Annotated in this window: 12 protein-coding genes; 1 reads left to right on the forward strand and 11 read right to left on the reverse strand. The window is 48.9% G+C overall.

The features are described from left to right. The 10 genes from VFK44_13395 to VFK44_13440 form a co-directional block, all read right to left on the reverse strand. The coding region (locus VFK44_13395; GenBank protein ID HET7629362.1) for an MmgE/PrpD family protein at window positions 1-215 on the reverse strand (215 nt) is incomplete at its 3' end. Window positions 216-225: 10 nt separating this feature from the next. Beyond that, window positions 226-1,380 carry an acyl-CoA dehydrogenase family protein gene (locus VFK44_13400; protein HET7629363.1) on the reverse strand — a complete coding sequence of 385 codons (1,155 nt, stop codon included), beginning with the start codon at window positions 1,378-1,380 and terminating at the stop codon, window positions 226-228. Between the two features lie 26 nt (window positions 1,381-1,406). Continuing rightward, window positions 1,407-1,931 (reverse strand): MaoC family dehydratase, encoded by a 525-nt coding sequence (locus VFK44_13405; protein ID HET7629364.1) that lies wholly within the window; start codon window positions 1,929-1,931, stop codon window positions 1,407-1,409. A gap of 25 nt (window positions 1,932-1,956) precedes the next feature. After that, complete coding sequence (locus VFK44_13410; GenBank protein ID HET7629365.1) at window positions 1,957-3,135, reverse strand: CaiB/BaiF CoA-transferase family protein; 1,179 nt, start codon at window positions 3,133-3,135, stop codon at window positions 1,957-1,959. A 281-nt stretch (window positions 3,136-3,416) separates the two neighbouring features. Continuing rightward, on the reverse strand, window positions 3,417-4,580 hold the full coding sequence (locus tag VFK44_13415; GenBank protein ID HET7629366.1) for a mandelate racemase/muconate lactonizing enzyme family protein: 1,164 nt from the start codon (window positions 4,578-4,580) through the stop codon (window positions 3,417-3,419). Window positions 4,581-4,656: 76 nt separating this feature from the next. Beyond that, window positions 4,657-6,102, reverse strand: a complete 1,446-nt coding sequence (locus VFK44_13420; GenBank protein HET7629367.1) for a DASS family sodium-coupled anion symporter — start codon at window positions 6,100-6,102, stop codon at window positions 4,657-4,659. Beyond that, window positions 6,089-7,450, reverse strand: a complete 1,362-nt coding sequence (locus VFK44_13425; protein HET7629368.1) for an MmgE/PrpD family protein — start codon at window positions 7,448-7,450, stop codon at window positions 6,089-6,091. The genes VFK44_13420 and VFK44_13425 overlap by 14 nt, the downstream gene beginning before the upstream one ends. Window positions 7,451-7,475: 25 nt before the next feature. Beyond that, a complete protein-coding gene (locus tag VFK44_13430; protein HET7629369.1) occupies window positions 7,476-8,321 on the reverse strand; it encodes a CoA ester lyase in 846 nt (281 codons plus the stop codon). Between the two features lie 36 nt (window positions 8,322-8,357). Further along, the gene (locus VFK44_13435) at window positions 8,358-9,629 is read right to left on the reverse strand and encodes a TRAP transporter large permease subunit (GenBank protein HET7629370.1); all 1,272 of its coding nucleotides are present in this window, start codon (window positions 9,627-9,629) and stop codon (window positions 8,358-8,360) included. Further along, complete coding sequence (locus tag VFK44_13440) at window positions 9,629-10,168, reverse strand: TRAP transporter small permease (protein ID HET7629371.1); 540 nt, start codon at window positions 10,166-10,168, stop codon at window positions 9,629-9,631. The genes VFK44_13435 and VFK44_13440 overlap by 1 nt, the downstream gene beginning before the upstream one ends. A 457-nt stretch (window positions 10,169-10,625) precedes the next feature. On the opposite strand from VFK44_13440, the gene VFK44_13445 reads away from it, so the two are divergent. Then, the gene (locus VFK44_13445) at window positions 10,626-11,693 is read left to right on the forward strand and encodes a DctP family TRAP transporter solute-binding subunit (GenBank protein ID HET7629372.1); all 1,068 of its coding nucleotides are present in this window, start codon (window positions 10,626-10,628) and stop codon (window positions 11,691-11,693) included. Window positions 11,694-11,738: 45 nt separating this feature from the next. Here VFK44_13445 and VFK44_13450 read toward each other — a convergent pair whose 3' ends face one another. Continuing rightward, entirely contained in the window at window positions 11,739-12,335 is a 597-nt protein-coding gene (locus VFK44_13450; GenBank protein ID HET7629373.1) for a DJ-1/PfpI family protein, read from the reverse strand. Between the last annotated feature and the right edge of the window lie 30 nt (window positions 12,336-12,365).

Here is a 12,365-nt window from a genome sequence, read left to right on the forward strand (position 1 = left end):
GTTTTACCGCCGGTGACGAGCGTTGCTTGCGGATTCCCGCCCATTTCCTCAATCATTTCGCGAATCATTTGCACAGGCGGCTGATCCTTGCCGGCTAAAGCCGAACCGTACCAGTCGAGAATGCAAAGTTTTGTGAAAGCGACCACTTCCCCCGGCAACCGTTCGTACTCCATTTCAACGATATACTGCGCTAACGCTTCACTTAACAAAGCCATTCCCCCTCAATTAAAATGACCGCGGCATGCCGAGAATGTGCTGTCCGACATAGCTCAGCACAAGGTTGTTCGTAATCGGAGCAACGATGTACAGGCGCGCTTCCTTGAACTTCCGTTCAATGTTGTATTCGGTTGCAAAGCCATACCCGCCATACGTCGTCATCGCAGCGTTCGCTGCTTTCCACGCCGCTTCCGATGTTAAATATTTCGCCATGTTCGCTTCCGCCCCGCAGTTTTCCCCGGCATCAAACATTTCCGCCGCTTGATCCCTCATTAACGCAGCGGCTTGTATGTCCATGTACGCTTCAGCAATCGGGAATTGCACACCTTGATTTTGCGCGATCGGGCGATTGAATACGACCCGCTCGCTGCCGTAATTGACGGCTTTATCAATGAAATAATGGCCGTCCCCGACACTTTCTGAAGCGATCAAAATCCGTTCAGCATTCATGCCGCCGAGCACGTATTTAAAGCCTTTGCCTTCTTCGCCGATTAAATTTTCAACCGGAATCTCCGCGTTTTCGAAAAACACTTCCGTCGTGGCATGATTGATCATCGTGTTGATCGGCCGAATTTCAATGTTTGCTGCCTGCTCTTTCATATCAAGCACAAACAAGCTTAAGCCGTCCGTCTTTTTCTTCACTTCATCCTTCGGTGTCGTTCTCGCCAACAACAGCATCAAATCCGAATGCTCTGCGCGCGACGTCCAAATTTTTTGACCGTTGACGATGTAACGGTCTCCTTTCCGTTCAGCGGTCGTCGTAATACTCGTCGTATCACTTCCGGCCGTCGGTTCGGTGATCCCGAACGCTTGCAACCGCTTTTCCCCAGAGGCAATCCCCGGCAGCCAGCGCTGTTTTTGCTCCTCACTGCCGTGACGCAAAATCGCACCCATCGTATACATTTGCGCGTGCCCGGCGCCGGCGTTCCCGCCTGAGCGGTTGATTTCTTCCAAAATAATGCCGGCTTCTGTAATCCCAAGTCCAGCCCCGCCGTACGCTTCCGGAATTAACACCGAAAGCCAGCCTTCATCGGTTAAAGCTTGAATGAATGCTTCCGGGTAAGCTTTCTTTTCATCGAGCTCGCTCCAGTACGACTCAGGAAATTTGGCACACAAGGAGCGAATGCTTTTTCTGATCAAATCGTGCTCTTCTACATTGGCCATCTTTTACCCCTCCGAGCTTAAGAATCTCAATCGTCTTTTTGACTTTCTAACACTTGATCCAGCAAGTCCGTCGAGTAATCCGGTGCATGCTCGCGTTTGTAAACCATAAATGTCCGCTTGTAAGAAATGACGACTTTGCCCTCTTGGTTATAGCCGAACGTTTTCGCCTTCACAATCCCGACGTTTGGGCGTGATTTCGATTCCCGTTTTTCCAAGATTTCCGAATATGCGTAGATCGTATCCCCTTCAAATACCGGGTTCGGCAGCCGAATTTCGTCCCAGCCGAGGTTGGCCATCACATTTTGTGAAAGATCCGTCACCGACTGCCCGGTTACGAGCGCAAGCGTGAAGGTTGAATCGACCAACGGCTTGCCAAACTCCGTATTGGCTGAATAAACTTCATCGAAATGAATCGGATTCGTGTTTTGCGTAAGCAATGTGAACCAAATGTTATCCGTTTGTGTCACCGTTCTTCCAAGCGGATGCGGGTAAATATCCCCCACCTCAAAATCCTCGAAAAACCTGCCGTTCCATCCTTTTTTCACAGCCACTGTTCTTCCCCCGTTCCATAAGAAATTAAATGACTCCTTGATCGCGCAAACGGTTGACGTCAGCATCCGTAAACCCGAGTTCGTGTAAAATTTTCTCCGTATGTTCCCCGAGGTCCGGAATATCGCCCATCACGACGTCAATGCCTTCCGCCGTTACCGGCGGCCGCAGGGCGCGAATCGGCCCTTTCGGAGACCCGACTTCTACCCAGCGGTTTCGAGCTTTTAATTGCGGATGCTCGAAGAAATCTTTCATCGTATTCATGCGCGCATTGGCGATTTGCGCTTGCTCGAGACGTTCAATAATCTCGTCTGCGCGCTGATTCCTAAACTCGTTTTCTATGATTGCCTTCAGCACCTTTCGATTTTCTGAACGGTTGGCATTGCTTACAAAGCGCGGATCTTCCTTTAGTTGCGGTTGTTCAAGCACCGTCTCGCAAAAGCGAACCCATTCGCGCTCATTTTGCAGACCGATAAACACCGTTTTTCCGTCCCCGCACTGGAACGGTCCGTACGGATATATTGTCGAATGACTGGCGCCTGTTCTTTTCGGTTCCTGTCCGCCGTAAGCTGCATAATAAGCCGGATAACCCATCCACTCTCCCAGCGCCTCCAGCATCGAAACTTCAAGCACCGTCCCTTTCCCTGTCCGCATCCTCGTAAATAACGCGGTTAAAATGCCGCTGTACATGTACATGCCTGCCGCAATATCCGCGGCCGAAATCCCTGCTTTCGAAGGTTCTTCTTCCGTACCTGTTACCGAAACAAGTCCCGCTTCACATTGGACGAGCAAATCGTAGGCTTTTTTATCTCGATACGGGCCTGTTGAACCGTAACCCGACAAATTACAAATAATGAGCTGCGGATATTTTCCCTTCAGCCTTTCACTGTCGTAGCCCATTCTTTCGATGGCACCGGGAGCCAAATTTTGCACGAACACGTCCGCTTCGCTAAGCAATTGATCAAGAATTTGTTTGGAAGCCTCAGATTTTAAATTTAAAGCGAGCGATTCCTTCGAACGATTACACCAAACAAAATGGCTGGACATGCCATTCACCGTTGTGTCGTAATGACGGGCAAAATCCCCGGTGCCTACCCTTTCAATTTTTATCACGCGAGCCCCTAAATCGGCCAATTGCCGCGTCGCAAACGGAACGGCCACCGCTTGCTCAATCGAAACCACTGTGATTCCTTCCAAAGGCAGCATGTGCAACCTCCTTTCTTGATCAAGATTTTATTTTTAGGATACTGGATCCAAAATGAAATGTCTATAATTTTTTCTTACATCCACCGTTCACCGAGTACGGTATTTCGCAAGATTTCGCAATTTTGATTGTCGCCAAAGTGAACAACTACATTCATACTTTGAACCGTGGTGTTTTCGGCCGTTCCTATTGCGAGTATTATGGTTCCGAGGTTATATTCTTCAAAGCGGATCATGGCTGTTATTAATCACGTTCTATAATGGTTTCTCTCTTGTTCACACTTTTATATAGCCAGCGAATGAAGCAGTTCAGCCAAATTCGCTTTTGCCTCAAATCCTACACCAGGAACATCAGGAAGGCGCACATAGCCGTTTTCAACTGGATAGTCATCAGCAAACCCGCCAAACGGTTGGAAAACACCCGGGTACGATTCATTGCCGCCAAGACCGAGTCCTGCCGCAATATTCAATGAAAGTTGATGCCCGCCGTGCGGAATGCAGCGCCGCGGTGACCAATCATGTTCTCTCAACATGTCCAAAATTCTCATGTATTCGACGAGCCCATAGCTTAACGCGCAGTCAAATTGCAAGTAATCGCGATCTCTGCGCATGCCGCCGTAACGAATCAAATTTCGTGCGTCCTGCATCGAAAATAAATTCTCACCAGTTGCCATCGGGTTTTTATAATGATTGGCCAGCTCTGCCTGCAACGCATAATCCAACGGATCACCTGCTTCTTCGTACCAGAATAAATGGTAAGGTTCGAGCTTGCGGGCGTATTCAACGGCTTCAGCTAGTTCAAACCGGCCGTTAACGTCAACCGCCAATTTTCGGCCGTCTCCGACAACTTCCAACACGGCTTCAATACGTCGCAAATCCTCTTCCAGTCCGTTGCCGATTTTCATCTTTACAACGGAATAACCCATGTCAAGGTAGCCGCGCATTTCATCTTGAAGTTCTCGCAACCCTTTTCCTGGCTCGTAGTATCCGCCGGCAGCATATACGAATACTTTCTCATCAGCCTTTCCGTCTCCATACCGCTCGGCGAGCAGTTGGTACAACGGTTGATTTTCAATTTTTGCGACGGCATCCCAAACAGCCATGTCTAAGGTACCGACGGCTACGGACCTTTCCCCGTGACCGCCGGGCTTTTCCCCGGTCATCAACACATCCCATATGCGATGCGGATCGAAATTCGTCCCTTCTTCATTCAATAGATCCTTTTCATCGGCTTCAAGCAGCCGCGGAATAAAGCGCTCATGCAGCAACCCGCTCGGCGCATACCGTCCGTTCGAATGGAACCCATAGCCAATCACTCGCTTTCCGTCGCGAATCACATCCGTAACGATAGCAACGACAGACGCCGTCATTTTGCTGAAATTGATATACGCATTACTAATGCTCGATTGAATCGGCACGGCCCGTTCTATAATTTCAACGATTTTCATTTGCTCTTTTCCTCCCCGAAAAGACAAGCTATCCATTTTTCTCTCGCCTGGACTTTCTCACTAAGCTGTCTTTGTTCTAAATCAATCCGAGCCAGTTCCACCAGGTGAGCGCCACGATGACAATAGCAACCGCCATCATCAGCGTCGCATAAAGGCCGGGTATGAAAAAATCTTTCTGGGTCACTTGTCCCGTATCGAAAACAATGACGTTCGGCATCGTTTCAACCGCCAGGATGTAACCGTGAAGGCATGTAATCGCCGCGGTAATGCAAAGAAAGAGCGGATCGACCCCGGCTTCTGCAGCTAGTCCAATGTAAATCGGAATTAACGCAACAACGGCAGTGGCCACGTTCGCGACAAACAAATGGACAATTTGCGTTACGATGACAATAAACGGAACGGCTAACATCGGATGCTGAAGCAGCGACAAAACCCAAGGAACAGCGATCCATTCCCCGATTTCTCGCGCAGCCCCTGATTCCGTCAACGCATAGCCCATCGATAACGTTGTCCCTAACAGCAGGACGGTCCCGAAATTCACTTTAAATACTTGTGAACCGTCAGAACAGCCGATGCCCGGCAAGGTCATCAAAAGCACACCGATCAATGCGGGGATGCTCGGATCCAACCCGTGGAGCGGTTCCGTCACCCAGAGCAGCACGATCAAAATGAGGATGCCGCAACACTTCTTTTCATCACGATTCAACGGTCCATAGTCTTTCAGTTTGCTTTCAATTTCCATTTTTACGTGAGGAAATTTACGTTCTTCCGCACTCAATGAAAAGCTGTTTAATAAAACGAACCATATGCCGGGAATAAGAAGCAACCAGAGCGGCAACGCATATATAAACCATTGAAAATAAGTAACCTTGACGTGAAGAATGCGATTGACGATATCGACCATTAAAATATTCCCGATCGCCGCGGTCATGACTGCTGTTCCGCTGACCGTCGAACCAAAAGCCACCGCAAGCAAAATCATTTTTCTAAGCGGACTGTTAGGTTTTGCCCCAATCGTATCGAGCACATTTAAAGCTACCGGCAGCAGCAAGGTTGTTCGAACAGCACCCGCCGGGATAAAAAACGTTTGAATTTGCGGAATGAGCAATATGCTGGCAAGCAGTCCTTTCGCTGTACCGCCCCACTTTCCTAAAATAAGATAAGTCACCCGCCGAGCCAATCTCGTGTCATTAACGGCTCTCGCGAGCATCATGCCTCCGATAATCAAAAACACGGCTGAAGAGGAAAAGCCGCTGTAAACGACTTCCATCGAGACGGGATGAAAGAGCAGCATCAAAACAAGCACAAATATTGAAGTCAGCCCCATCGGAATCGCTTCTGTGATCCATAAAAGAATGCCGAAAAAGACGATCGCCAACATTTCTCTCGCCGGACCGTCGAACGGGGCGGGCAATCCGATCAGCACAGCGAAAAATGCCGCAAAAGCAAGACCCATCCCAAGTAAATTTCTTCTTGTCAGCCGTTCGAAGCTCACCGTGTGCCCTTCGTCAATCGGTTTCATCTCCCGTCATCTCATCACCAGGAACACATAATTGAAAAAACGAACTCAAGTCATGCAACGAATCAAAATCGTCAATGAGTTTGATCAGCGCAGCTTTCCGTTTCTCATCGATGATCGTTGCCGTGACATCGACGAATTTCTGTTCCAGCTGCGCGTTCGTCATCGGCGCATTCACACTCCCGATTGCATGTTCGATAAACCTTTCATGGACGTCTCCGTTTTTCATCGTCACTTGAATGCGAACTTGGTCTTCGTGTATGGCCTCACTAATGTCTACCTCGACCTTATCTCTTAGCGTCACGATATCGCGATCTTTCACACGTTCATCGGTAAACTGCGACACGCCGGCCTTGCCGTCAAGAAATCCGCAAGCCACGCAATGATAAACACTGAACTTCCCTTCCAATCCGGTCTCGGGCTGCTTTTTTCCAGTTAATTCTTTTACAAGCGGGTGAGCCAAAAGGTGAATCGACTGGACGTCGTCAGCTTTCAGATCGTAGTTTTGCTGAAGCTGGATCGCCGCATCGATGGATGGATGCGTGACAACCCCGCTTGCAAACGGTTTGTAGCTGTTGTTTAGAATCTCCCAAGATTCTCCCCAGCCGTCCGTCAACCGCTCTAATTTCGTCTCATCGGTCAACACGGCATAATAGCCGCGCGGCGCCTCAAGCGGTTGTTTAGAGGTCGTAAATCCGGATTCGGCGAGCAGCGCCGCCATCAGACCGTTCATCGCCGCTTTCCCTGGATGGTACGGCTTTGTCATCGTTCCAAACATTTCCCGTAATCCTGTCGGCTCCGTCGCCGCCAACCCGATCGCGTAAGTAAACCGTTCTTCATCTAATCCTTGCAGCTTCGCCACCGCCGCTGCCGCCCCGATCGTCCCGGCCGTTCCTGTGATGTGCCAGCCGCGCCAGTAATGAGACGGATAAAGCGCTTGCGCGAGCCTCTGTTCGACCTCACAGCCGACGATAAACGCTTCCAATACGTCTTTCCCGCTTTTTTGATAGTGCTCAGCGTAAGCAAGAATTGCCGGAAACACCGGAGCCGACGGATGAAGGATCGTATCAAGGAACGTATCATCGAAGTCGAAGATATGAGAAGACATCCCGTTCAGCAGAGCCGCAAACAAAACATCCGTCCGCTCTTTTCTCCCTAACACCGTCGCCTGCTTTTCACCGTTGATGAGCGTTGCAACTTTCAACACTTTTTCCATCGACGGATGCTTCGATGCACCAATCGCTGCCCCTGCCCAATTGAGCAAACTTCTTTTCGCCTCAGCAATCGTCTCCGGCGGCAACCTTTCCATTTTTGTCTCGATTACGTGTTTCACTAACTGTGACGTGATCATCTTTGTCCTTCTCACTCCTGAACGCTCAGCTGTCGAGCCTTTCTTTTGCTTTCTTATAAACGGGATAGTCCACGAGCCGACCGTTCACGCTGATCGAAGCGAGACCTTTCCGCTCGGCGTCCTCAAATGCTTGAACGATTTGTTCCGCCTCGCGCAATTCATTCACCCCCGGTGAAAACACCTCATGAACGGTATCCAATTGCTTTGGATGGATAATAAGCTTTCCCTTAAAACCGAGCCGCTTGGCAGCATTCGTTTCATCGCGAAGACCTTCGTTATTTTGCAAGTTTGGGTAGACCGCATCGATGGGCGGACCGATTTCTGCGGCCCGCGAGGCAATCACGATGCTTGAACGGGCGAATAACAGTTCTTCCCCCCCTTCGGATAATTCGCATCCGACATCGAACGAAAAATCGATCGATCCGAATGCGATACGGCTGACGAGCGGATCGGCGGACGCGATATCGTAACAAAACTGCACGCCTTTGGCGGATTCAACGAGCGGGATCACCTCGCAGTTCGCTTGTGCATCGTTTTCCGCCACTTCGCGAATGAAGTCGCACACTTGCTGAACGCCGTCTTTCCTTTCTGCTTTCGGAACGACGATGCCCTGAGCCCCGCCTTTTACGGAACTGGCGACATCTTCCCTCCAATACGGAGTGGAGACATCATTCATGCGAACGAAGATCGGTTTGCGGTCCGCAAGCACCGGCAGCAGCTCTTGAACGAGACTTCTGGCTTCCTCTTTTTCCGAATACGCGACCGCATCCTCCAAATCGAAAATCACGCAGTCTGCCGCAGTCGAAACGGCTTTCTCCATCATTTTTCTCTTTTTCGCCGGCACAAACAAATACGATCTTGCTGGTTTCATTTCCCTCCTCCTATTCGATTGCCTAATGAGGTTCCTTTATTTTGCAAGCCAGAGCGACAACTGCGGGAAGATGATTATAAGAATGAGCACTGCCACCATTAAAAAGAAAAACGGAACGACGCCGCGAACGACAGCACCAATCTTCTCTTTCGCCACCCCGCTGACGACGAACAAGTTCAAGCCGACCGGCGGTGTGATCATGCCGAGCTCCATGTTGATCGTCATGATGACTGCGAAGTAGATTAAATCGATGTGAAACAGGGCAAGAATCGGCAGGAAGATTGGTAACGTAATCAACGTGATCGACGTCGGTTCAAGGAACATGCCAAGAATGAAGAACAAAATGTTAACAGCGATTAAGAACACCCATTTGTTCGACGTGTTGTCATTAATGAACGTCGCCACCGTTTGCGGTACTTGTTCGATCGTCAAGAACATGCCGAAAATGACAGCGGACGCGATAATTAAATAAATCATCGCCGTGATGTTGATCGATTCGTTCAACATATCGCGCAACCGTTGAAATGTCATCTCGCGATAAATGAACAACGACACGAGAAACGCATACAAACAAGCGAGAAATGCCGCTTCACTCGGCGTCACGACCCCGCCGTAAATGCTGCCAAGAATTAACACCGGAAGAAGCAGTCCCCAAATCGCTTTCAACGTTTTTTGGCGGCGGTCTTTCCATGTTTGCTTCGGCACAACGCCGAATTTTTTCATATTGGCGTATACGATCGCTGAAACGACAAGGACGAATGTTAAAATGATCCCCGGAACGATTCCAGCTTTAAATAGTGCGGTGATCGATTGCTCAGACACGACGCCGTAGACGATCATCGGAATCGAAGGCGGAATCAAAATCCCAAGCGTACCCGCTGCAGCGACGAGACCCATCGAATATCGTTTGCCGTAACCGGCTTTTACCATCGCCGGAATCATAATGCTCCCAATCGCCGCAGCAGTTGCCGGGCTCGATCCTGAAATCGCAGCGAAAATCATACAGGCAAGGATGGTTACAACGGCGAGACCGCCGCGAATATGACCGACCCAAGCTTTCAAGGCTTCAATCAAATGATAAGATATGCCGCCCTTCGACATGATGATGCCGGTCAAAACGAAGCCGGGGATCGCCATCAATGTAAAGGAGCTTAACTGGGAAAACATTTTTTGTATGACGGTATACATCGTGAAATCAGACATAAGAAGAGCGATCAAACTGGACAATCCGAGACTGACCGCCACCGGGACACGCAAAATACAGAGCAGAACGAAAAGACCGAATAAAATCATGACCGGAATACTCATTACAGTTGTCCCCCTTGCTTGTCCGAAACATAGCTGTCATGTTCTTGATGCAGCACGCCTTCGACTTCATCTTTGTCGCCGATAACTGCCTTGTACGTTTTTAGAAGAAAATAAATGCCGAGCAAGAACATGGAAATGGGCAATACGATGTAAGGGATCCAAAGCGGAATCTTCAGCGCAGTGGAAACAAATGCGTTTTCCTTGGCGATGAGCAGCATCTGCATCCCGGTGACTGAAAGAAAGAAGCTGTAAAACGCTCCACACAAATTTGCGATGACCGCAACAACTCTTTTTACATTGAACGGAAACATATCATATACGACGTCGACGGCAATATGGTGGTTTTCCTTCAAAGCGCGTCCAAATCCGATAAAAATTGCCCAGGGCATAAGAATTTCGACGATTTCTAGAAGCCCGAACTGCGGATTGTTGAACACGTAGCGCATAGCAACTCCATACAAACTGACAAGGATCGCAGCGCTGAAAAAGACGAATGCCGCATATTCTTCAACTTTCTCCAACCATTTAAGCGCTTTCAAAGATACCGTACCCCCTTCAATAATCACTTTGAAGATTGTATCCAGTTGACAATCTTCATTTTTATGCCTTTAACTATACTAAATCACATCCGAAAAATAAATAGAAAATTAGTATTTGATTTTATTTTTTTCATATTGACAACTTTATACGGGTCTGCTATTCTTTTTTCAAATATATACTGGCGCTTGTATCCAGAATCCACAAGCTCGCTAAACCGATTCCTGTTAAGGGGGTGATCGTAAGGATTGAGCAAAGGCTGAGGACTCACCAAAGATGAAAGCGCTAACACTATGATCCTCTATTATTTCCTTTTGTGATGGAAGGTTTACACGTGCAGCCACCATCTTCATTATGCTGCTCTTGTCATCATTTCCATTTCATTGGATCCATGATCCGATTCTTTTTCACGATAGAGGGAATAGACCCAATTTTATTCAAGCACAAGGGGGAAAGAGAATGAGTCATTTCAAGAAAAGCTTTGCGTTGGTTTTAGCAGTCATCATGATGTTTGCCCTGGCTGCATGCGGAGGCGGTTCGGACAGTTCTTCAGGGGATAAAGGATCGGGCGATGGATCATCTTCCGGAGGCGAGGGCATCCAAGAGATGACGATCAAAATCTCGCACGTAGTCGCGGAAAACACGCCGAAAAACAAAGGCGCAGAAGCGATGGCGAAGTATATCGAAGAGCATTCCGACGGCAAGATCAAAGTTCAAGTGTATCCGAACAGCTCGCTTTTTGGTGATAAAGACGAAGTTGAGAACTTGATTGCCAACAACGTTCAGTTTATTATTCCTGACCTTTCGAAAATGGTTGGCAAAAACCCGGCATTTAACGTACCTTCGCTTCCGTTCTTGTTCGCGAACAACGAAGAAGCGTATAAATTCTGGGACGGTGAAAAAGGCCAAGAAGTGTTGCACAGCTTGGAAGACCAAGGCATCATCGGTTTGAAAATGTGGCCGAACGGACCGAAACAATTGACGAACTCGAAGCATCCGGTGACGAAGCCTGACGACTTGAAGGGGATGAAGCTTCGTGTACAAGGCGGCCAAGTACTCGCTGCCATCTTTGAGAATCTCGGCGCCGGCGCCACGACGATTCCGTTCTCCGAGCTATACACGGCGTTGCAGCAAGGCACGGTAGACGGTGAAGTCAACACGTTTAGCAACATCGACACGAAGAAACTCGACGACGTACAAAAGTATATGACGACGAACTGGGGGGCAGCCCGCGTCGACTACGCTTTGTTTACAAACACGAAGTTCTGGAGCAGCTTGAATGACGCAACGAAAGAAGTCATCCAAGGCGGTATTGATGAAGGCACGAAAGTCGCCCGATCTTCCGCGGAAGAATTGAACGCTCAAGGCTTGAAAAACTTGCAAGAGCGCGGCAAGATCGAAATTCACGAGTTGACCGACGAGGAGCGTCAAGCCTTCCAAGACGCACTTCAACCGATTTACGAACAGTTCGCCGATGAAATTGGGCAAGACGTCATCGACGCAGCAAAAGCAGCAGCTGGAAAATAATAAACCAAACCCCTGTTGGAGTCATCCGACAGGGGTTATTTCAAGTTAAATGACAATATCGAACGCCATGCGTTTAGCAGTTCGCCGCGCCGCCTCCTCCCCAAGCCATTTTTTTACGAGATGAAACGACATATGGATACCGGCTGAGATGCCTCCCGATGTGATGATCGAACCTTCGTCCACGAACTTCACGTCTCTTTGTACCAAAACGCTCGGAAATTCGGTTTCCAACCGATCAAGACTCGCCCAGTGAGTCGTTGCCTTTCTCCCGTCAAGCAACCCGGCTTTCGCCAACAGCAGCGCCCCCGTGCATACTGAAGCCATGATTTGCACTGATTGCATTTGCTTAGAAATCCACTGGATCACAATCGGATTGTTTATTTCTCGTTCTCTTGCACCATATCCTCCGGGAATGACCAACACATCGAAGGACGGCATCGATGCAAAACTGTAATCCGGCTGGACTTTCAATCCGTTCCGCGCGCGTATGAGGTTTCCTTTTTCCGATACGGTCTCAACGAGAAAAGGTTGGCTTCCGTCATTCCACGTCGTAATCGAGAAAACTTCAAACGGCCCGGCAAAATCCAACACTTCCACATCGTCAAACAGAAAGATGCCAACGCTCCATCGTTTGCTGTTCACACTCATAACCTCCAAACCTATTTCGGATCG

This window comes from Bacillales bacterium (assembly GCA_035700025.1).
Classification (GTDB): domain Bacteria; phylum Bacillota; class Bacilli; order Bacillales; family DASSOY01; genus DASSOY01.